The following is a 20,959-nucleotide window of genomic DNA, read 5'->3' as shown; positions in this document are numbered from 1 at the left end:
AGACTAAATTTTATAACCATTTAGTTCTTTGATTTGGGCTTTAGATTTTTTATCACCAATTCTCATAATTTATTTGAGTTTTGATAAGGTTGTTGGCTGTCGGTCTAAATATACTGTAATAATTGGTTTTAGAAGATTAACAATATTATGACAAACAATTGTCACAATTCTGTCACACAAACAAACCAGAGGAAGAAGTTGTTACAGTAGAGATGATGCGTAAAATGTTGAAAGAAATGGAAGATAAATGGTGGGTCGTCAGGGGATCGAACCCTGGACAAATGGATTAAGAGTCCACTGCTCTACCAACTGAGCTAACGACCCATCTATATAAGTGGGGAATTATACGCTTCTTTACATTGAAGGACAATATCTACTGCTATGTTTTAATGTATTGCCCTTCTCTGCTTTTAAGTTTTTAAGTAATTATTAGATTTTAATCATGTAGGTTTTTGGTGCTCATGCCCGCAATACGCTTAGGCCGCCCAGATAAGGCTGTAAAGCTGCTGGAATGTTGATGCTGCCATCTTCATTCTGGTGGTTTTCCAGTATTGCAACCAAGGCTCTGCCTACGGCTAAACCAGAGCCATTTAATGTATGTACCAGCTGGTTTTTGCCATCGCTGTCTTTGAAGCGTGCCTGCATGCGGCGTGCCTGAAAATCTTCGCAGTTTGAGCAGCTTGAAATTTCGCGATAGGTGTTTTGTGCTGGTATCCACACTTCCAGATCATAGGTTTTGGCCGCACTGAATCCCATATCACCTGTGCATAATACGATTACCCGATATGGTAATTCCAGCAGCTGAAGAATTTTTTCTGCATGGCCAACCATTTCTTCCAGTGCTGCATAGGAGTTTTCTGGGTGCTGGATTTGCACCATTTCTACTTTATCAAACTGGTGCTGTCGAATCAGTCCCCGAGTGTCTTTACCATATGAACCAGCTTCAGAACGGAAGCAAGGTGAATGTGCGGTTAATTTTTTGGGTAATTCATCTTTACTTAAGATGCGCTCACGCACGGTATTGGTTAGGGTGATCTCTGCGGTTGATATCAGGTATTGTTCCTGTGTATTTTCTTTATCTCCGCTGCTAACTTTATACATGTCTTCAGAAAATTTGGGTAACTGCCCTGTACCAACCAAAATTTCTGGATTAACAATGTAAGGGGTGTAATGCTCTATATAGCCATGCTGCTGTGTATGGGTATCAAGCATAAATTGCGCTAATGCTCGGTGCAATCGCGCTATCGGGCCGCGCATTAATGCAAATCGTGCTCCAGACAGTTCTGATGCGGTTTTAAAGTCCAATCCTAATGGTTCACCTAAGTCGACATGATCTTTAACCTGAAAATCAAAATGCTGTGGTGTGCCAACGCGACGAATTTCAATGTTGTCGCTTTCATCTTTTCCTACAGGAACATCGCTATGAGGCAGATTGGGGATAGTCTGGATTAAGTTATTTATCTGGTTCTGTATGCTCTGGTAATTTTGGTCGGTTTGCTCCAATTCTGTTTTAATCTGGGCAACCTCTGCCATTACTTCGCTGGCTTCGTTATGTTTGCCCTGTCCCTTTAGTGCGCCAATCTGTTTGGACAGGTTATTGCGTTTGGCCTGTAATTCTTCTGTACGCATCTGTAATTGTTTGCGCTGCTGTTCCAGATGGGAAAAAGCTGCGGTATCCAGATTGTAGCCGCGGGTTTGTAATCTTTGGGCAATACTATTGATATCTTGACGGAGTAATTGAATGTCTAGCATGATAATAATGTCTTTAGTGACGAGTTATGGCTATTATTGTAAACGATTAGTGGCTGTAATGGAGGGTTATCATTTATCTGGCTAACTGGCTTTATATATTTTGCTGTGCAGCCAGCTGCTTTGTTTTCAGGATAAATTCAGTTTGTTTCGCTTTAGCCTTACCTGAATCAATGGCGCTGATGGCTAAATCTACGCCCTCTTCCAATGAAGAGGTGATATCGGCAGCGTAAATTGCGGCGGCAGCATTAAGTACGACTATATCGCGACAGGGGCCTTTTTCGCCGTTTAATACTGCATTCATAATATGCAGAGATTCTTCGCTATTAGATACTTTTAAGGGTTTCAGATCTTCAATAACAGGTATATCAAATTGTGCTGGATGAATATCGTATTCCATTATGGTGCCATTTTTCAGTTCGGCAACGCGGGTGGTACCTGTGAGCGTAATTTCATCCAGACCATCACTACCGTGAACCACTAAAACATGTTTGCTGCCAAGCTGTTTTAACACCCGCGATAGAATGCCGACCAGATCGATATGAAATACTCCTAATACCTGATTGCAAGCTCCTGCTGGGTTGGTAAGTGGTCCAAGTATATTAAATATAGTCCGTACACCTAGTGCCCGGCGTACAGGAGCTACATAGCGCATGCTGTTGTGGTGGTTGGGTGCATACATGAATCCAACACCTAACTGGTCAATGCACTCCCCTACGTGTTCGGGTGTTAATTCTAGTGCTGCGCCCATGGCTTCGATAATGTCGGCAGAACCACTGGACGAAGATACGGAACGTCCACCATGTTTTGCTACTTTGGCACCCGCAGCAGCCACGACAAACATACTGGTTGTGGAGATATTGAATGTATGCGCATTGTCACCACCAGTACCAACGATGTCAATCAGATGTTCATGCTGCTGCACCGGAACTTTTGTTGCAAACTCGCGCATTACTGTAGCTGCGGCTGCAATTTCTGATACGCTTTCTACCTTGATACGTAAACCGATAAGAATGGCGGCAATAACTTCGGGTGCTACTTCTCCATTCATAATCTGGCGCATTAAATCGGTCATTTCATCATAGAATAATTCGTTATTGTCCAGAAGACGGTTAAGTGCCTGTTGCGGCGTAATCATATTAATTCTTTCTAAAAGTAACTAGTATGTTAAACGGCTTTATTACTTCTATTACTTTTGATGCTGTTGCAGAAAATTACGCAACATTTCATAGCCGTTTTCGGTAAGTAATCCTTCGGGATGAAACTGAACGCCTTCGATGGCGTGAGTTTTATGCCTGATGCCCATAATCTCATTATCATCTGTCCAAGCGGTAATTTCGAGACACTCAGGCAATGTTTCTTTTTCGATAACCAGACTATGGTAGCGGGTACAGTTTACGGGGTTGGGCAAGTTGGAAAAAAGAGGGCTATTGTGATGGTAAACGGGAGAAATTTTACCATGCATAACATTTTTGGCACGTACTATCTTGCCCCCGAAAGCATACCCAATACTTTGATGCCCCAGACAAATTCCCAGAATAGGTATTTTGCCCCCAAAATGTTTTATGGTCGCTACTGAGATACCTGCTTCTTTTGGGGTACAAGGCCCAGGACCGATGACAATTTTTTCTGGTGCCAGGGCAATTATATCTTCCACAGTGATTTCATCATTGTTTTTAACGATTATTTCTTCGCCTAGCTGGCCAAGGTATTGCACGATGTTATAGGTGAAACTATCGTAATTATCAATGAATAGCAGCATTAGCCATGCCTTTTAAGGGTAGTATGAAATTGTGTATAACCAGTTTGTTTGCGGTTTCAGAGTAAGCTTTCTAGAGGTAGCCATGAGAGCATTTTGACCCATATGCGCTGCCAAATACTGGTATCGGGTTCATGATGATAAACCTTGGTTTGATTTTTGTCGTTGGTTTTCAACCATTCGAGTTTGCCTTGTGCTGAAAGTTTTACCTGATAGGTTACATCTGGCAATGCTTCGTTGATGGCCTGATTCATGAATTGTGCCATCTCGGGTGACTGGATAACTACACCCATTTCTGTATTAAGTCGAGCCGAACGCGGGTCAAAATTGAGTGAACCAATGTAGAGCTGCTGCCCATCTATGGTAAAGGTTTTTGCATGCAGGCTTGATTCAGAGTTACCTGTAAAAGCCCGATCACGTGGCCCTTTTAAGAATCCCTGATTTTTAAGTTCATAAATCTCAACACCCTTTTTCAACAGGGGGGTACGGTAGTGTACATAGCCAGAATGTACGGCCGGTACATCAGTTGCGGCCAGTGAGTTGGTGAGGACACGCACTCTTACGCCCTCTTCTCTGAGTTTGAACAAATATTCCAAACCAGTTTGTGTCGGCACAAAATAGGGTGTGATAACCAGCAAATCTTTTTGTGGTTCTACAACAGATGCAGCAAGTGCATTCAGGGTTAAACTGGCTTTTTCATATTTGATTACAGGTGATTGAGCTGTATCTGGTGCAACTAAAAGACTGTCAGTAGGCTGGGTGGTGTTTGATTTGTTTTTGCCTTTGGGCAAAGCCTTGTCTGGATTGTCGCTTACTAGAATCAGATGTGCCCACTGGTAATTGAGAGAACCGTCCAGTAATCGGTTGATGAAGTTGTCGCGGTTGTAGGCATGACCATAGCTATCTGCTCGTAAATAGTTAAAACTTCGGCGCTTGAATACTGGCATACTGGCCTGTAGTTTGTTACGACGGTGGACGATGCTGCTGAAATCATACGCTGAAGCACTGTTCCAATAGCGATCGAAATTATTGGATACCTGATTGACAATTGGTCCTATAGCCAGAATGTCCAGATCGACAAACAATGTACCTTTACCCATATCAAAATATTCATCGCCGATATTGCGTCCACCAAGAATAGTTATCTGATTATCGGCTGTGATTGATTTGTTATGCATGCGCCGATTTAAACGGGCAAAATCTGTTATATAACTTAATGCTCGCCAGTGTCGGTGCACAAACGGATTGAATAAACGTATCTGGATATTGGGTTCTTGATTTAGGGCGGTTAATACTTTATCCAAACCAACGGTATTGTTATCGTCCAGCAGTAAACGAACTTGTACACCACGTTGAGCGGCTAAGACTAATTCATGAAAGAGTAGCTGGCCAGATGTGTCATTACGCCAGATATAATACTGTACGTCCAAACTATGCTCTGCGGCGCGAATCAAAGCCATACGTGCTGCAAATGCCTCATGACCATCGTCTAAAGGATAGAGGCCAGATAATCCCGGGTGCTGGGTGACCAGAGAAGCGTTAGCGTAAGCTAGAGAAGAAGGGATATCAGCAGCTATATGAGTTTCGACGCTGCGCCCTTGCAGTGAAGGCAAACTTTGACAGGCATTTAGCATGCATAGTAAGCAAAGATTCAGACATAAGGTACAGACATGATTAATATATTTGCTGTTCATGTGTGTACCGTATGTGGTTTATCCAACTGAAAACTAAAAACTGCATATTGCCTGAATAAATTTATAAACCTAAATCTTGCCATAAGGCATCAACTTTGGCTATGGTTGCTGCATCTTTGTGTATTACCTTACCCCATTCTCGATTCGTTTCTCCCGGCCATTTGTTGGTTGCATCCAGTCCCATTTTGCCGCCAAGTCCGCTAATGGGGCTGGCAAAATCCAGATAATCAATCGGGGTATGATCGATTAAAGTGGTATCTCGGACTGGATCCATTCGCGTCGTAATAGCCCAGATAACTTCTTTCCAATCCCGTATATTGATATCATCATCTACAACAATAATGTACTTGGTATACATGAATTGACGCAGATAGCTCCAACAGCCCATCATTATTCTTTTTGCGTGCCCGGCATATTGTTTTTTCATGCTGACAATTGCCATGCGATAGGAGCATCCTTCTGGAGGCAGATAAAAATCTATAATTTCAGGAAACTGTTTTTGCAGCAACGGAATGAATACTTCATTTAATGCGACTCCCAGTACTGCTGGCTCGTCAGGGGGTTTACCAGTATAGGTACTGTGATAGATAGCATTTTCCCGCATGGTAATGCGTTCCACTGTGAATACCGGAAAATAATCCTGCTCATTATAGTAACCGGTATGATCACCATACGGGCCTTCAAGCGCCATTTCTTCTGGCTGTATAACTCCTTCCAGTACGATTTCTGCTCTGGCTGGAACGTGTAAATCATTGCCGATACATTTTACCAGTTCGGTACGTGAACCGCGTAATAAACCGGCAAACTGGTATTCGCTGAGACTGTCCGGTACAGGAGTAACTGCTCCCAATATGGTTGCTGGATCACAACCCAATACTACTGATACTGGATAAGGTTTATCAGGATGTTTCTGTTTGAATGCCTGAAAATCCAGTGCGCCGCCACGATGAGCCAGCCAGCGCATAATGAGTTTATTTTTACCTAGTAATTGCTGCCGGTAAATGCCCAGATTCTGGCGTTTTTTTTCTGGTCCGCGTGTAACGGTTAATCCCCAGGTAATGAGTGGAGCCGCATCTTCTGGCCAGCATTTCTGAATAGGTAACTGTGTTAAATCAACAGCATCACCGTCAAGGATAATTTCCTGACATGGAGCTTTTTTTACGATATGTGGTGCCATGCTCCATAAATCTTTGAGTAATGGCAATTTGGAAAAAGCATCTTTGATGCCTTTTGGAGGTTCTGGTTCTTTCAGATAAGCGAGGGTTTTGCCTATTTCCCGTAACTGGTTGGTATTGTCTGCACCCATACCCATTGCTACACGTTCAGGTGTGCCAAACAGATTGGCCAAAACCGGAAAACGATATGGTTTTCCAGCCTGACTGACAGGTTGTTCAAATAGCAAAGCCGGCCCCTGTATGTGCAATACCCGATCAGCAATTTCTGTGATCTCCAGATGGGGAGATACTGGGGTGTGAATCCGCTTTAATAGTTGTTGCTGTTCAAGAACGGTAATGAATTCACGTAAATCACGATATTTCATGACATGAACTTTCAAATTTTATTTGCTGTGCAATTGCTGCTGTACGCTGCTGTATTCACCTTTTAACAGCTGAGGCATGGCAGTCAGGGATTTTTGTATCGCCTCAGTTATTAAGGCCTGCTCCTGTGCCTGCGGCTTGTTTAATACATAATGCACAACTAAATTACGGTCACCCGGGTGGCCGATTCCCAGCCGAAGTCGGTAAAAATCTGGTGTACCCAACCATGCCTGAATATCTTTTAAACCATTATGGCCGCCATTGCTCCCGCCTTTTTTAAATCTAATCTGACCACAGGGAATATCCAGTTCATCATGAATAATCAGTATTTCTTCGGCTGATATTTTGTAGAATTTAGTCAAAGCCTGTACCGCAGTACCTGATTTATTCATATATGTAGATGGCTTGAGTAGCCAGATTTCACCTTCATTCAGGTTAACTCGTGCTACTTGACCAAAGAATTTTTTTTCTTCTTTTAAGCCGGTTTTCCATAAGCCGGCCAATTCATCGACAAAGTCGAAACCTATGTTGTGTCGTGTATGTTCATATTCTTTGCCCGGATTGCCCAGACCTACTATGAGCCGGATATGAGACATATATGTTCCTCAGTATGTATAGCAAGCTGAATAAATAAATTTAAAATAAAGAAACTAGTCTTTCTGCTGTGCCCGTCGCCGCCGGTTTTCTTTTGGGTCAATGAGCAATGGTTGATAAACTTCGATGCGATCCCAGTTGCACAGTACATATTCATCTTTAATTTTTTTACCAAATATACCAATAGGTACTGTATGAAAATCAGTTTGCGGGAATTTTTGTGGTAAGTCTGACTGCAGTAATGCCTGACGCGCACAGATTCCAGCGGGAACTTTTCCCTGCCACAGATGCTGGTGCTCAGCCGTAGCATAAACTGCTTCTATAATGATGTCAGTTATCATAACGCTTGTCAGCTTCCTGAATGAAGGCATCCACCAGTGTAGTGGCAATGTGGTTGAAAACAGGACCAATCAGGGCTGAAAGCACGGCATTTGAAAATTCATACTCTAGACGAAAATCGATTTTGCAACCTAAATTATCAATAGGGGTAAACTGCCAGATACCTTCCAGCTTGCGAAAGGGACCATTGAGTAAGCTCATCTGAATTTGAGTTGGTCTTTGATTGATGTTTCTGGTAGCAAAGGATTGACGTATTTTCATGTAATCCATATGCAAAACGGCTTCCAGAGATTGTTCATCCCGCTTTAAGATATCTGTACGATTGCACCAAGGTAAAAATTTTGGGTAATCTTCTACTGCGTTGACCAGATCAAATATGTGTTCGGCACTGTGTAACACCAAAACGCTTTTTTCAACTGTTTTCATTTTTTGTCACATTAATGGCTTATATGATGAAATTATCTGCATGCTGTTGAGGCTGCTAGAGTCAAAAATAAATGCTTGATTTCTGTCCATGCATCACCATCTTCTACACCTTTAATTAGCCGGTCGATATGCGCGCATGTCTGTAAGGCACTAAGTAAATGTTTAACTCCGATACGTCTGGCAGCCTGTGGCGCCAGAGTTTGTTTGTCACCCCATAAGCGCAGGCTTTGGCGTAATTCACTGATGGATTTACCTTGCTTTAATGCTGCAAGCAAACGTAACAAGGTACGAATATCTTCGCTGATAACCCATAACAACAATACAGGTTCATTGCCTTCTGCGGCCAAACCATCAAGCAGACGCAACATACGCTCTGAGTTCCCGCTCATCCATGCTGTAGACAATTGAAATACATCGAAACGTGCTACATTGGCCACTGCTGCCTGTGCTTCAGCCAAGGTAACCACATGGCCTGCAGGATGAATTAGCGCCAGTTTATCAATTTCCTGCCGCGCTGCTAAAAGGTTACCTTCAACTTTGTCTGCGAATAATGCCAGCGCATCATTGTCGATGGCCAGTTTTTGTTCTGCCAGACGTTTTTTTATCCATTGCGGTAAGGCAGTCTGGCCGACTGCTTTTGCATCATATACCTGAGCAACTTTAGTCCAGCTTGCAAACCATTTGCTCTGCATTTGCTGGCGCTCTAGCTTGGGTAGTATCAGAAGCATACAAGTACTTTCCGGCAATTGTTCTGCCAACTGTTGTAGCATTGCAGCACCTTCTTTACCGGGTTTGCCAGAGAGTATATGCATTTCCAGTAATTTCTTATCAGCAAACAGGCCAACAGACTGTACCGAAGCCAACAGCGACGTCCAGTCGAAACCGCTTTCAATAACCACAGTTTCACGCTCGTTATAGTGCTGCTCGCGCGCGGCTATACGAATGTTGTCTATAGCCTCTAGCCGCAACAAATCTTCTTCACCATGAATCAGATAGGCTGCGGCTAGGGGCTGGGTAGATAAATCACTCATTCAGTAATCACGGGCAGAAAAGCCAGACGGCGTACAATCTGCTCGGCTGCATCAGTGCGCATATCACGCCAGATCATGCGTTGTTCATCTTCTTTAGCCAAGACTTCATGATCTGAGTAATCCATATAGCGATTTACAGTTACCTGAATTGGATTTCCCAGTGGTTGATCATGGCGATAAGCTTGTACACTAACGTTCAGTGTTAACAAGTATTCGCTGGTTCCACCAGACAAATCTGCTGCTGATGTAGACGAATCCTGAGTAGCTGAAATGACTTTAAGCACCACATCCGGTTTTTCGGTATCCACGATAACATCTGGCTGGCGCCGCAATACTACCTCCAGTGCTCGTTGCATACTACCGCCATCAATTTTCCAGCTATGATAAGGCATTGGCGCATCAAATGCAGAAGTGCCTTTCAGATGAAAGCCACAGCTAGTTAATCCGAATAGGATAGCCAGTACCAGCCAGTTTTTCATGTTTACTCCTTATAATACCTAGGCCAGTTTGCTACGCAGTAAAGACTGAACCTGTTGTGGATTGGCTTTACCACGTGAAGCTTTCATGACCTGCCCCACCAAAGCATTAAATGCTTTTTCTTTGCCAGATTTGAATTCTGCTACAGATTTCTGGTTATTGGCGAGCACTTCATCAATGATCAGCTCAATTGCACCAGTGTCTGTCATTTGTTTCAGGCCATCACGCTCAATAATAGCATCAGCAGCCAGATCACTGTCCCACATGGTTTCAAATACCTGCTTAGCCAGTTTGTTACTTAATGTATTGTCTGCAATCCGACTTATTAAACCCGCCAGACGTTCAGCAGTGATTGGACTGGCGGAGATATCCATACCGGCTTTATTCAGTGCGGCTGCAAGTTCGCCCAGCATCCAGTTGGCGACTAGCTTGCCATGCCCGCTTAATTTAGCTGCCTGTTCAAACCAGTTAGCCTGAATATGATTACTGGTTAGCAACCGTGCATCATAGTCAGAAATGCCATATTGTTCGATAAATCGGGTCGCCATTTCTTTTGGCAGCTCTGGCATAGCTGCTTTAGCGGCATCCAGCATGGCATCCGTAATGATTACTGGCAATAAATCAGGATCGGGAAAATAGCGGTAGTCATGTGCATCTTCTTTGCTGCGCATGGCTCGGGTTTCACCTTTATTGGGATCAAACAGACGTGTTTGTTGGATAACTTTGCCGCCATCCTCAATCAGTTCAATTTGCCGCTCCACTTCATAATTAATCGCCTGTTCCAGAAAACGGAAAGAGTTCAGGTTTTTGATTTCACAACGGGTGCCGAATTCTGTCTGCCCTTTGGGGCGTACGGAAACATTGGCATCAATACGGAAAGAACCCTCTGCCATATTACCGTCACAAATATCCAGCCACGTTACCAGACTGTGCATTGCTCTGGCATATGCAACAGCATCGGCTGCCGAACGCATTTCCGGTTCGGATACTACTTCGAGCAAAGGTGTGCCGGCGCGATTCAGATCAATACCTGTATAGTGTTCAAATTCATCATGGATAGATTTACCGGCATCTTCCTCCATGTGTGCTCTGGTTACGTTAATGGTTTTTACTTCATCACCTACTACAATTTCCAGCTGGCCATGTTCTACGATAGGCAACTCTAACTGGCTGATTTGATACCCCTTGGGTAAATCAGGATAAAAGTAGTTTTTGCGATCAAAAACATTTTTTCGGTTAATCGTGGCACCTAATGCCAGCCCAAGCTTGATGGCTTTGTTAACTACTTCACGATTCATTACTGGTAAGGCACCGGGCAAGGCACAGTCCACTACATTAGCCTGAGCATTAGGAGCGGCACCAAATGCAGTTGATGAACCACTAAAAATTTTTGACTGTGTATTTAACTGAACGTGGATTTCCAGACCGATTACAGTTTCCCAATTCATTCTGTCTTCTTTCAATTCGTATGCTGGCAGTTATTGTGCAAATGGTGTTCTGGTATGCCAGTCACTATTTTGCTGAATCTGGTGCGCAACACCAAGCAAACGGCTTTCTGCGAAATAGTTACCGATGAGCTGAACACCTACAGGCAGTCCACTGGTGGTAAAACCAGCAGGTAACGCTATACCCGGCAGACCAGCCAGATTAAGTGAAACCGTGTAAATATCAGACAGGTACATTTGTACCGGATCATTGTTATGGCTTCCCAAGGCAGGTGCCGCAGTAGGTGCAACTGGTGCCAGAATAATATCGCACTGGTTTAGTGCAGCCTGAAAGTCATTTGCGACCATCCGGCGTAATTTTTGTGCTTTCAGGTAATAGGCATCATAGTAACCATGCGATAGAACGTAAGTGCCGATCATGATACGACGTTTCACCTCATCACCAAAACCTTCTGCACGGCTGTTGCTATACATTTCATCCAGATTACCAAATTCAGCTGCGCGATGACCATAACGTACACCGTCATAACGTGACAGGTTGGTACTGGCTTCAGCCGATGCAAGTACATAATAGGCTGGAATGGATAATTCAGTATGCGGCAAGGTGACATCTACAATCTCTGCCCCCTGTTTTTTCAGTATTTCTATAACATTATCAATAGATGTATGTACTTGATTATCCAGCCCCTCACCAAAAAATTCACGTGGCAGGCCTACTTTCAGTCCTTGTAACGGACGGTTCAAATCCCGGGTATAATCTTCTTTATTGCGTTCGATGCTGGTGGAATCGCGTTCATCAAAGCCTGCCATGCTATTGAGTAACAGTGCACAGTCTTCTGCGGTTTGTGCCATTGGCCCGGCCTGATCAAAGCTGGAAGCATAAGCAATCATACCAAAACGGCTGACCAGACCATAAGTGGGTTTCAGACCGGTAATACCGCAGTGTGAAGCAGGCTGGCGGATAGAACCACCAGTATCTGAACCGAGTGCCGCAGGAGCCAGACGCGCAGCAATAACCGCGGCTGAACCACCAGAAGAACCACCGGGCACATGCTCATGCTGCCATGGATTACGAGTGATGCCATAGTAGGAAGACTCGGTAGTCGAACCCATAGCAAATTCATCCATATTGGTGCGCCCGAGAGTAACCATGCCTGCATCAAGCAGATTCTGTACTACTGTAGCCGTATAGGGAGCGATAAAATTGTCCAGCATTTTACTAGAACAGGAACTGCGCCAACCCTGCTGACAGAAGATATCTTTATAAGCTATGGGCACACCTGTTAACGCTGTAGCTGAACCCTGTGCCAAAAGTGTATCAGCAGCTTTGGCTTCAGCAATAGTGCGTTCTTTATCCAATGTTATATAGGCATTCAGGCTGGTATTGCCCTCTGCAATTGCAGCCAGATATTCCTGCGCCAATTCGCTGGCCGAAGCCTGTTTTGATTGCAGTAAGTCACTGCACTGTTTCAATGTATAAGTTTTTGGCATAATGGTTATATAGCTTTCAGGCAACACTTGCTAGAGGCTGCCTGCGATAAATTCAAACGAAATAATATAAGGTTATTGTCATGAAACATGAGCTTATTCGATAACCTTGGGTACGAGATACATATCCTTGTCTACCAGAGGAGCGCATGACTGTAATGCACGGTGTTCATCTTTTTCAGTAACGATATCATCACGTAAACGTAATGCCACTTCATGTGGATGCGCCATCGGTTCAACCCCATCTGTGTTGACTTCCTGCATTTTTTCGACCAGATCGAATACATGATTAAGTTCTGTCAGCATATTATTTCGCTCTGCTTCTGAAAGACTCAAGCGAGAGAGGCGTGCGAGCTTATCTACATCACTTAATGTTAAAGCCATCAAAAATCCTTAAATTTGATTTAGCAAAACGAGCAAACTGCGGTATCATTGCGCGTTCTGATTCGGTTATTACATATTGTCGAATTATAACCGAAAACCCTATTCTTTGGCGCATTGATTTGCTTTGGTTAATGTGCCACACAACAGCTTTTGCCATACTTATAATTTAAAAGTTCATTAGGACAGCCTCATGTTTCGCTTTTTTACCAAATATTTATCCAATGATCTGGCTATTGATCTCGGTACAGCCAATACTTTGATTTTTATTAAAAATAAAGGGATTGTACTGAATGAGCCGTCAGTTGTTGCCGTGCAAAACGATACCATAAATGCTAAAAATGGTATGCTGGCGGTAGGTACTGCAGCAAAAAAAATGCTGGGACGCACCCCGGGTAGTATTCAGGCAATCCGGCCGATGAAAGATGGGGTGATTGCTGACTTTAATGTCACTGAAAAAATGCTCAAGCAATTTATCAAAAAAGTAAACAATAGCCGCTTTACTGCACCACGTATTGTTATCTGCGTGCCTTGTGGTTCAACTCAGGTTGAGCGCAAAGCCATTCGTGACTCTGCTCTGGCTGCTGGAGCGTCAATTGTTAATCTGATTGAAGAACCAATGGCCGCAGCTATTGGTGCAGGTTTACCTATTGAAGAACCAACTGGTTCCATGGTAGTTGATATTGGTGGCGGCACAACTGAAGTGGGTGTGATTTCTCTATCAGGCGTGGTTTATTCTCATTCAATCCGTGTAGGTGGAGATGCGTTTGATGAAGCAATCATCAACTATGTACGACGCAATTACGGTATGCTGATTGGTGAATCTACTGCTGAAGAAATCAAGAAAAGCATCGGTTCAGCTTTTCCCGGTATGGAAGTTAAGGAAATTGAGGTCAAAGGCCGTAATCTGGCTGAGGGTATTCCCCGCGCTTTCACAATCAGTTCAAATGAAGTGCTGGAAGCGCTCACTGAACCATTAAACCAGATTGTGCAAGCCGTTAAAAATGCACTGGAACAGACGCCACCGGAACTGGGTGCAGATATTGCCGACCGTGGTTTGGTGCTGACTGGTGGTGGTGCATTGCTGAAAGGTTTGGATCGACTGCTGTCAGAAGAAACCGGTCTGCCAGTGATGATTGCTGAGGATCCGCTGACTTGTGTTGCTCGTGGTTCTGGTCATGCACTGGATATGATTGGTAAAATGAATTCTGTATTTGTATCCAATCCTTAAACACTGTAATGTTGTTTTAATGTAATTAATAATGGCAGAGCCTTCACTTAATTTTGTCCACAATGGCCTGCGCAGTACCAGTAAACTAGTTGTTTTGTCACTGGTTGCGGTTGCATTGCTGTTGCTTGATAATCGTTATGATGTGGTTAAAATTAGCCGCAATTATATCGGTACAGCTTTATATCCACTGCAATGGCTGGCTATGCAGCCAGTTAATGCTGTTTCTAATGGCATGGTTTTTTTTGAAAAACAGCAAAACCTGAGCAATGAAAACAAGATGTTAAAGGCGCAAAATGCGCAACTGAAACTGCAAATCAGTCAGTTGGATGTACAGTTAAAATCTATAGTTAGTCTGGATCATCTATCCCAACTCCAGAAAGCAGCGCTACCACAGGCACAAGTGGCACAAATTGTATCCAATGGTGCCAATCCACTGGCTGACCGTTTCATTATTGATAAGGGCAGCCACCATCAGATTCGACAGGGCGATGCGGTGAGTGACGAACATGGGTTAATTGGTCAGATTACATCCGTTCAGCCATTGAGTTCTGAAGTGACACTGATAACCAGCAGTAATACAGTTATTCCGGCGATGGTGATGCGAACCGGTGTACGAACGCTGATTTATGGCCATTCAGGCAGCCTGGATCTGCGCTATTTCCCAGCCAATGCAAGCCTATTGCGTGATGACTTACTGGTCACCTCCGGAATGGACAGTATTTATCCGGCTGGTATACCTATTGCTAATGTGACACAGTTACAAAGCGGTAATGGCTCGCCTTATTATCGTGTACAGATTGAACCTGTTGCCCAGTTACACAATAGCAATTTTGTACTGGTTATTCCACAAAAGCATGGGCAGACTGCTCATTATTCTGCTGATGTAGCAGTTACTAACCCATCCTCTGCCAATCATGACTGAAGTTGACAGCCTGCACCGTCATACCCGAAAACGGCTTATTGTATTGAGTCTGGTGGTTGCATTATTTCTTGACCTGATTCCTTTTCCCCAGCCTCTGGCTGGCTGGTTACCAGCCTGCACAGCCATGATAACTTTGTACTGGAACTTACACCGGCCAAAAAATATTGGTATCGGTATGGCTTTTGTACTTGGTCTAGTAATGGATGTTGGCCTTGGTACACCGTTTGGGCAACATGCATTGGGTTTAATGGCGGCAGTATATCTGATTGAGCAAAACCGGCATCAGATACTTGGTTATCCCTATGGATATCAGGCTCTGACGATTTTTGGCTGTCTGATGCTGATGACATTTTTATTGGTGATTGTACATTTCTTTTCAATCCATCAGTTTACTGGCTGGAATCTGTTTGTTTCTCCATTCATCAGCGCTCTGCTCTGGCCTCTTTTATCCAAGTTCATGCTTTATCTCGCCTATTCCAGACGTCTATGAAAGCACTGCAATTTCGAACCAAAAAAAAACGCCCATCCAAACCTGCTCAATATGGTGATCTGGGGTTGCGGATTGCGGTTGCTTTTATATTGATTATCGTCTGCTTCTGCATGCTGATTGCCCGCTTTGTCTATTTGCAGGTAATTAAATATGACGACTATGTTATTGCTGCCACTAACAATCGCATCTCGCTGATACCCACCCCACCAATACGAGGTGAAATAGTTGATGTTAATGGCGTGGTACTGGCACATAATTATCCAGCCTATTCGCTGGAAATCATCCCAAATCAGGTGCATGGCAAACTTGAAGATACAATCAATGCGTTACGTGCGTATGTAGATATCACACCCAGTGACCTGAAACGTTTTAAAAAATTCCGTGCCGACTATCGTTCCTATGACAAAGTGCCATTAAAACTTAAGTTGACCATGGAAGAAGCCAGCCGGCTTGCTGCTGAACTGTATCGTTTTCCCGGTGTAGAAATTAATGCACGAACCTTTCGGGATTATCCGTACGGCGAATTGCTGGCACATATAGTGGGCTATATCGGACGCATCAGTGACCGTGATATAACTGCTCTTGATAAAGCCAATCTGACTGCGTTATATCGTGGTAGCACACATATCGGCAAAATGGGACTGGAAGAATACTATGAGCGACAGCTACATGGTGTTCCAGGCTATCGTGAAGTTGAAAAAGATGCGCAAGGTCATATTGTCCGTACAATTAAAATAGTACCAGCAATTCCCGGACAAACGCTTCGTTTAGGGCTGGATATCCGCATGCAACAGGAAGCAGACCGCCTGATGCGTAATAAACGGGGTGCTCTGGTCGCTATCAATCCGCAAACGGGTGCAATACTGGCAATGGTGTCTAAGCCAAGTTATAACCCGAATTTATTTATCGATGGAATTGATACGGACACGTGGAAAAGTCTGAATGAAGACTGGCGCCATCCCTTATTGAATCGTGCTACACAGGGGATGTATCCGCCCGGTTCTACTTTCAAACCATTTTTGGCTATGGCGGCACTAGAAAGTGGCAAGCTTACCCAAAGTACAGTTTTACCTGCACCAGGGGCTTGGAGTATCCCAGGTTCTACCCACCAGTTTCGCGATGCAGCCCGTAGTGGACATGGTTCGGCCAATTTAAGTAAAGCTATTCAGGTTTCGTCGGATACATTTTTTTATCGCCTAGGTTATGAAATGGGTGTAGACCGTATGTCACCTTATTTAGCTCAGTTTAATCTGGGCAAACAGACTGGTATTGATATTAATCATGAATACGCAGGGGTATTGCCTACGCGTGCTTGGAAAGAAAAAAGATTTGCCCGAAGTAAGCCACAGGCACGGGTATGGCAACCGGCAGATAGTGTGAGCATGGCCATCGGACAGGGCTATAATGCCTACACTCCTTTACAGATAGCTTTTGCTACAGCAATTCTGAGTAATGATGGCATAGTCTATCGTCCTCATCTGGTGCAGGCTTTGCTCGACCATAATTCACAAAAAATGACTTTAATCGATCCGCAACCGGTTCGAACATTACCATTTAAGCGCAGCAATTTTGAATATGTTAAGGACGCCATGCAAAAGGTATTGAAACCGGGGGGCACTGCTGCGGCTATCGGCTCAGGTTTGAGTTATACCATGGGTGGCAAAACCGGTACAGCGCAGGTAGTGCAGATTAAACAGGGTGCCCGTTATAATGCTGCGGCGCTGAAAATGCAGCTACGTGATCATGCCTGGTTTATTGCTTTTGCGCCGGCTGATAAGCCACAGATTGCCATTGCCGTTATTCTAGAAAACAATGGCTGGGGGGCAACAGCTGCACCACTTGCCCGGCAATTGGCTGATTTTTATCTGTTGAAATTAAAAAATCTACCCAGTACTGGCCAAACAACCAATGCTTCAGATTTACCAGTGAATGATTTATCCAATAATGCCATGATGGATGCGCGGCGGCATGATGAACATAGTCAGGCTGCTTTGCCACCATTACTGCGCGCTTATCGTCCCCAGTCTGGCTTGTGAGATAAATGATGATTAATGAAAAACAATGGTTCAAACGCTTTTGGTACAAATTGTGGGCACCAATGGATGTGTGGCTGTTTTATGCCATGTTGATTATTTATGTAATGAGCCTGTTCCTATTGTATTCTGCCGATGGACAGGATTTTGGCCAACTGGAAAATAAAACTCTACATACCATTCTCAGTTTTATTTTATTGTGTGGGATCGCTCGTACTCCGCCACAGATATTAAGTAATTTTGCTTTACCATCGTATTGTCTGGGTATATTGCTGCTGATTGGTGTACATTTTGTCGGAATCACCGTAAATGGTTCTACCCGCTGGCTGAATATTGGTATAGCTCGTATTCAGCCTTCGGAAATCATGAAGATTGCGGTTCCTATGTTATTGGCATGGTATTTTCAGAAAAACGAAAGTAATATTCGCTGGTATCACTACAGTATTGCCTTTGTACTGATTTTTATTCCGGTAGCACTGATTTTAAAACAGCCGGATTTGGGTACGGCTACGTTAATTATGGCTTCTGGTTTGTTTGTGATATTTTTCGCCGGTTTACCGTGGAAGGTCATTATCTCAGCGATTGTTGGTTTCGTCGCTATGCTGCCTGTAATCTGGAATTATGGGATGCATGATTATCAGCGCATGCGGGTTTTAACTTTGCTTGATCCCACGAAAGACCGCCTTGGTGCCGGATATCATATTCTGCAATCAATGACGGCAATTGGTTCTGGCGGCATCTGGGGCAAAGGCTGGCTGGAAGGTTCACAAACTCATCTTGATTATATTCCTGAATCAACAACAGATTTTATTTTTGCAGTATTTGGTGAAGAATTTGGCTTGATCGGAAATATTCTGCTAGTAACAGTATATACATTTATTCTTATGCGTGGATTATATATTACCTTTAAGGCACCTACTCTGTATTGCCGTACTTTGGCAGGTGCTTTGACCATGACTTTGTTTTGCTATGCATTTGTAAATATGGGCATGGTTAGTGGTATTTTGCCTGTGGTTGGAGTGCCTTTGCCGCTGGTGAGCTATGGTGGTACCGCTACTTTATCGGTAATGGTTATTCTGGCGATGCTGATGGGTATTAGTAATCAGCGCAAACAGTAATAGCAGATGGCTTCCTGATTGGTACTTTTTGACGACTGTAGTAAAAAAATCGAAACCTTTTATTAGGTTTCGATTTTTTTGTATAAATATAAAGCTAAATCTATATATCTATCTAAGCTTTTTTACTTGGGTCTGTGAGTTAAGACTTCATCAATCAGGCCATATTTTTTCGCTTCCTCAGCCGACATAAAATTATCGCGATCAGTGTCTTTTTCAATTTGAGCCAGTTTTTGACCGGTATGGCGTGCCAGATGTTCGTTTAACTGTTTTTTCAACTTGAGTAATTCACGCGCATGGATTTCGATATCCGAAGCCTGACCACCTAATCCACCACTGATAAGGGGTTGATGAATCATGACGCGACTGTTTGGTAAAGCAAATCGTTTACCTTTGGCTCCAGCCGACAGGAGGAAGGCACCCATACTTGCAGCCTGCCCCAAACATAAAGTTGCCACATCAGGCTTGATGAAATTCATGGTATCAAAAATGGACATACCGGCCGTTACTGACCCGCCCGGAGAGTTGATGTAAAGAGAGATATCCTTATCAGGATTTTCACTTTCCAGAAACAGTAACTGAGCTACAACCAGATTGGCAGTTTCATCGGTAACTGGACCAACCATAAATATAATCCGTTCTTTGAGCAGGCGCGAATAGATGTCATACGCACGTTCTCCGCGGCCACTCTGTTCTACAACCATAGGTACCAGACCCAGATTTTCAATATGTGACATGTTTTTTCCTCAATTGAAATAAAAGCACCCAAGCAGCTTCACAACTACTTCGGTGCTTTGGTCGTTGTTTAATGCGTATTACATTCAGGCCTGAGCCTGTTGTGCCATAACTTCATCAAAAGACAGTACTTTATCTGCCACTTTTGCTTTGCTTAAAACGTAGTCAACCACATTCTGCTCTATAGCCAGTGAAGTAGGTGCCTGCAAATTCTTTTTATCGCTATAATACCAGTCGATAACTTCTTGCGGGTCTTCATAGCTATCAGCAAACTCATTGATTACGTTACGTACTTGTTCTTCAGATGGTTCCAGCTTTTCTTCACGCACCAGTTCACCCATGATCAGGCTGATGGCCACACGACGGCTAGCCTGCTCATTGAACATATCCAGTGGCAATTCCAGATCTTTCTGATCCATGCCTTGTGCCGCAAAATTTTCTTTCATGCGCGCGGCCATGGTTTTTGCTTCTTCTGTAATCAATGATGAAGGAACATCAACCGGAGTGGCAGCCAGTAAAGCATTAATGGCACTGTCTTTAGTCATTTCACTTACGCGGCGGTTTACTTCACGGCTGACATTTTTCTTGATTTCAGCACGCATTTTTTGTACATCGCCATCTTCAATACCCAGTGATTTGGCAAATTCTTCATTTACTTCAGGCAGCACTGCTTCAGAAACATTTTTCAGTGTAATGGTGAAAATAGCAGTTTTACCGGCCAAATCCTTGCTCTGGTAATCTTCTGGGAATGTAACGGAAACTTCTTTTACATCGCCCTCTTTCATGCCAGCAATACCTGCTTCAAAGTCAGGCAACATCTGGCCTTTGCCCAGCAGGAAGGGGTAATTTTCGGCAGTTCCGCCTGCAAATGCTTCTCCATCAATTTTACCAGCAAAATCGATGATAACCCGATCATCGTTACGCGCTTCACGTTCCACATGATTGAAACGGGTACGTTGCTGGCGCAGGATATTGACGGTTTTGTCAATTTCTGCGTCGCCAATTTCAGTACTGAATTTAGTGACTTCCTGAGCACTCAAATCACCGATTTTGATTTCAGGAAATTCTTCAAATACTACGGCAATTTTGTATACTTTTTCATCATCCTGATCTGCATCTTCTAGTGCAGTAAGACTTTTCAGGCCGGCAACTTTCAGTTTTTCAGCTACGATGGTGTCTTCAAATGCTTTATGGGTCATTTCATTCAGCACTTCATCGCGAATGCCATAACCATACATGGAATCAATCATTTTCAGCGGAGCTTTACCCGGACGAAAGCCATCAATACGGGCACGTTTCTGTGCCACTTTCATGCGTGCGTTAACTTTTGCTCGGATGTCTTCCCAGTTCAGAGCCAAAATGATTTTACGCTCTAAATTATCTAGTTTTTCTACTGTTACGCTCATCGTAAACCCTTAGATGTCGGTTGATCTGATTTGGTTCATTTGTCTTAAAAGTACTGCTTGGGCTGTACGTACACGGGCATTCACTCATGCAGACAAAAATTAAATG

20 protein-coding genes and 1 tRNA gene are annotated in these 20,959 nt (G+C 43.6%); 5 read left to right on the top strand and 16 right to left on the bottom strand.

Going from position 1 to position 20,959, the window contains the following annotated elements; all coding sequences use genetic code 11:
• Positions 1–248 precede the first annotated feature (248 nt).
• The 14 genes from MJ764_RS01385 to gatC form a co-directional block, all read right to left on the bottom strand.
• Positions 249–324 (bottom strand) — tRNA-Lys (locus tag MJ764_RS01385).
• 135 nt (positions 325–459) lie between these two features.
• A complete protein-coding gene (serS, locus tag MJ764_RS01380; RefSeq protein WP_239323962.1) occupies positions 460–1,752 on the bottom strand; it encodes a serine--tRNA ligase in 1,293 nt (430 codons plus the stop codon).
• Between the two features lie 91 nt (positions 1,753–1,843).
• Positions 1,844–2,887, bottom strand: a complete 1,044-nt coding sequence (gene trpD, locus MJ764_RS01375; RefSeq protein ID WP_239323961.1) for an anthranilate phosphoribosyltransferase — start codon at positions 2,885–2,887, stop codon at positions 1,844–1,846.
• Between the two features lie 51 nt (positions 2,888–2,938).
• Entirely contained in the window at positions 2,939–3,511 is a 573-nt protein-coding gene (locus MJ764_RS01370) for an anthranilate synthase component II (protein WP_239323960.1), read from the bottom strand.
• Between the two features lie 56 nt (positions 3,512–3,567).
• Complete coding sequence (locus MJ764_RS01365; RefSeq protein ID WP_239323958.1) at positions 3,568–5,202, bottom strand: phospholipase D family protein; 1,635 nt, start codon at positions 5,200–5,202, stop codon at positions 3,568–3,570.
• A gap of 61 nt (positions 5,203–5,263) precedes the next feature.
• Positions 5,264–6,742 (bottom strand): 4-hydroxy-3-polyprenylbenzoate decarboxylase, encoded by a 1,479-nt coding sequence (gene ubiD, locus MJ764_RS01360; protein WP_239323956.1) that lies wholly within the window; start codon positions 6,740–6,742, stop codon positions 5,264–5,266.
• A gap of 18 nt (positions 6,743–6,760) precedes the next feature.
• Positions 6,761–7,336 (bottom strand): aminoacyl-tRNA hydrolase, encoded by a 576-nt coding sequence (gene pth, locus MJ764_RS01355; protein WP_239323954.1) that lies wholly within the window; start codon positions 7,334–7,336, stop codon positions 6,761–6,763.
• A 54-nt stretch (positions 7,337–7,390) separates the two neighbouring features.
• Positions 7,391–7,675: an RnfH family protein gene (locus MJ764_RS01350; protein ID WP_239323952.1), complete on the bottom strand. Its 285-nt coding sequence runs from the start codon at positions 7,673–7,675 to the stop codon at positions 7,391–7,393.
• On the bottom strand, positions 7,665–8,099 hold the full coding sequence (locus MJ764_RS01345; RefSeq protein WP_239323950.1) for a type II toxin-antitoxin system RatA family toxin: 435 nt from the start codon (positions 8,097–8,099) through the stop codon (positions 7,665–7,667). Before MJ764_RS01345 ends, MJ764_RS01350 begins: the two co-directional genes overlap by 11 nt.
• 32 nt (positions 8,100–8,131) lie before the next feature.
• The gene (gene holA, locus MJ764_RS01340; RefSeq protein WP_239323948.1) at positions 8,132–9,130 is read right to left on the bottom strand and encodes a DNA polymerase III subunit delta; all 999 of its coding nucleotides are present in this window, start codon (positions 9,128–9,130) and stop codon (positions 8,132–8,134) included.
• Positions 9,127–9,609: an LPS-assembly lipoprotein LptE gene (locus tag MJ764_RS01335; protein ID WP_239323946.1), complete on the bottom strand. Its 483-nt coding sequence runs from the start codon at positions 9,607–9,609 to the stop codon at positions 9,127–9,129. Before MJ764_RS01335 ends, holA begins: the two co-directional genes overlap by 4 nt.
• An 18-nt stretch (positions 9,610–9,627) precedes the next feature.
• Complete coding sequence (gene gatB, locus MJ764_RS01330; RefSeq protein ID WP_275415214.1) at positions 9,628–11,070, bottom strand: Asp-tRNA(Asn)/Glu-tRNA(Gln) amidotransferase subunit GatB; 1,443 nt, start codon at positions 11,068–11,070, stop codon at positions 9,628–9,630.
• Positions 11,071–11,085: 15 nt separating this feature from the next.
• Positions 11,086–12,543 (bottom strand): Asp-tRNA(Asn)/Glu-tRNA(Gln) amidotransferase subunit GatA, encoded by a 1,458-nt coding sequence (gene gatA / locus MJ764_RS01325; protein WP_239323943.1) that lies wholly within the window; start codon positions 12,541–12,543, stop codon positions 11,086–11,088.
• Between the two features lie 93 nt (positions 12,544–12,636).
• Positions 12,637–12,924, bottom strand: coding sequence for an Asp-tRNA(Asn)/Glu-tRNA(Gln) amidotransferase subunit GatC (gene gatC / locus MJ764_RS01320; protein ID WP_239323940.1), 288 nt, complete (start codon positions 12,922–12,924; stop codon positions 12,637–12,639).
• A 190-nt stretch (positions 12,925–13,114) separates the two neighbouring features.
• Here gatC and MJ764_RS01315 point away from each other — a divergent pair, with 190 nt between their 5' ends.
• From MJ764_RS01315 to rodA, 5 genes are read left to right on the top strand one after another with little or no spacing between them, the layout of a single operon-like run.
• Entirely contained in the window at positions 13,115–14,152 is a 1,038-nt protein-coding gene (locus tag MJ764_RS01315) for a rod shape-determining protein (RefSeq protein WP_239323933.1), read from the top strand.
• A 31-nt stretch (positions 14,153–14,183) separates the two neighbouring features.
• A complete protein-coding gene (gene mreC, locus MJ764_RS01310) occupies positions 14,184–15,074 on the top strand; it encodes a rod shape-determining protein MreC (RefSeq protein ID WP_239323931.1) in 891 nt (296 codons plus the stop codon).
• A complete protein-coding gene (gene mreD / locus MJ764_RS01305) occupies positions 15,067–15,564 on the top strand; it encodes a rod shape-determining protein MreD (protein ID WP_239323929.1) in 498 nt (165 codons plus the stop codon). Before mreC ends, mreD begins: the two co-directional genes overlap by 8 nt.
• Complete coding sequence (gene mrdA / locus MJ764_RS01300) at positions 15,561–17,600, top strand: penicillin-binding protein 2 (protein ID WP_239323927.1); 2,040 nt, start codon at positions 15,561–15,563, stop codon at positions 17,598–17,600. Before mreD ends, mrdA begins: the two co-directional genes overlap by 4 nt.
• 8 nt (positions 17,601–17,608) lie before the next feature.
• Complete coding sequence (gene rodA / locus MJ764_RS01295) at positions 17,609–18,715, top strand: rod shape-determining protein RodA (protein ID WP_239324082.1); 1,107 nt, start codon at positions 17,609–17,611, stop codon at positions 18,713–18,715.
• Between the two features lie 122 nt (positions 18,716–18,837).
• Here rodA and clpP read toward each other — a convergent pair whose 3' ends face one another.
• Both clpP and tig read right to left on the bottom strand, forming a co-directional pair.
• Positions 18,838–19,449, bottom strand: coding sequence for an ATP-dependent Clp endopeptidase proteolytic subunit ClpP (gene clpP / locus MJ764_RS01290; RefSeq protein WP_100089530.1), 612 nt, complete (start codon positions 19,447–19,449; stop codon positions 18,838–18,840).
• Positions 19,450–19,533: 84 nt separating this feature from the next.
• Positions 19,534–20,853 (bottom strand): trigger factor, encoded by a 1,320-nt coding sequence (gene tig, locus MJ764_RS01285; protein WP_239323925.1) that lies wholly within the window; start codon positions 20,851–20,853, stop codon positions 19,534–19,536.
• Positions 20,854–20,959: the final 106 nt, after the last annotated feature.

Source organism: Snodgrassella gandavensis (genome assembly GCF_914768025.1).
Lineage (GTDB): Bacteria > Pseudomonadota > Gammaproteobacteria > Burkholderiales > Neisseriaceae > Snodgrassella > Snodgrassella gandavensis.
This window is presented reverse-complemented; position numbering and strand designations above follow the sequence as displayed.

Bases quoted from the DNA above. Each gene is read 5' to 3' on its own strand.
- MJ764_RS01370 (WP_239323960.1), bottom strand. From the start codon at position 3,511: ATGCTGCTATTCATTGATAATTACGATAGTTTCACCTATAACATCGTG.
- MJ764_RS01315 (WP_239323933.1), top strand. From the start codon at position 13,115: ATGTTTCGCTTTTTTACCAAATATTTATCCAATGATCTGGCTATTGAT.
- holA (WP_239323948.1), bottom strand. From the start codon at position 9,130: ATGAGTGATTTATCTACCCAGCCCCTAGCCGCAGCCTATCTGATTCAT.
- rodA (WP_239324082.1), top strand. From the start codon at position 17,609: ATGATTAATGAAAAACAATGGTTCAAACGCTTTTGGTACAAATTGTGG.
- serS (WP_239323962.1), bottom strand. From the start codon at position 1,752: ATGCTAGACATTCAATTACTCCGTCAAGATATCAATAGTATTGCCCAA.
- gatA (WP_239323943.1), bottom strand. From the start codon at position 12,543: ATGCCAAAAACTTATACATTGAAACAGTGCAGTGACTTACTGCAATCA.
- MJ764_RS01345 (WP_239323950.1), bottom strand. From the start codon at position 8,099: ATGAAAACAGTTGAAAAAAGCGTTTTGGTGTTACACAGTGCCGAACAC.
- MJ764_RS01335 (WP_239323946.1), bottom strand. From the start codon at position 9,609: ATGAAAAACTGGCTGGTACTGGCTATCCTATTCGGATTAACTAGCTGT.
- gatC (WP_239323940.1), bottom strand. From the start codon at position 12,924: ATGGCTTTAACATTAAGTGATGTAGATAAGCTCGCACGCCTCTCTCGC.
- pth (WP_239323954.1), bottom strand. From the start codon at position 7,336: ATGTCTCATATCCGGCTCATAGTAGGTCTGGGCAATCCGGGCAAAGAA.
- mrdA (WP_239323927.1), top strand. From the start codon at position 15,561: ATGAAAGCACTGCAATTTCGAACCAAAAAAAAACGCCCATCCAAACCT.
- tig (WP_239323925.1), bottom strand. From the start codon at position 20,853: ATGAGCGTAACAGTAGAAAAACTAGATAATTTAGAGCGTAAAATCATT.
- ubiD (WP_239323956.1), bottom strand. From the start codon at position 6,742: ATGAAATATCGTGATTTACGTGAATTCATTACCGTTCTTGAACAGCAA.
- mreD (WP_239323929.1), top strand. From the start codon at position 15,067: ATGACTGAAGTTGACAGCCTGCACCGTCATACCCGAAAACGGCTTATT.
- trpD (WP_239323961.1), bottom strand. From the start codon at position 2,887: ATGATTACGCCGCAACAGGCACTTAACCGTCTTCTGGACAATAACGAA.
- MJ764_RS01350 (WP_239323952.1), bottom strand. From the start codon at position 7,675: ATGATAACTGACATCATTATAGAAGCAGTTTATGCTACGGCTGAGCAC.
- clpP (WP_100089530.1), bottom strand. From the start codon at position 19,449: ATGTCACATATTGAAAATCTGGGTCTGGTACCTATGGTTGTAGAACAG.
- MJ764_RS01365 (WP_239323958.1), bottom strand. From the start codon at position 5,202: ATGAACAGCAAATATATTAATCATGTCTGTACCTTATGTCTGAATCTT.
- mreC (WP_239323931.1), top strand. From the start codon at position 14,184: ATGGCAGAGCCTTCACTTAATTTTGTCCACAATGGCCTGCGCAGTACC.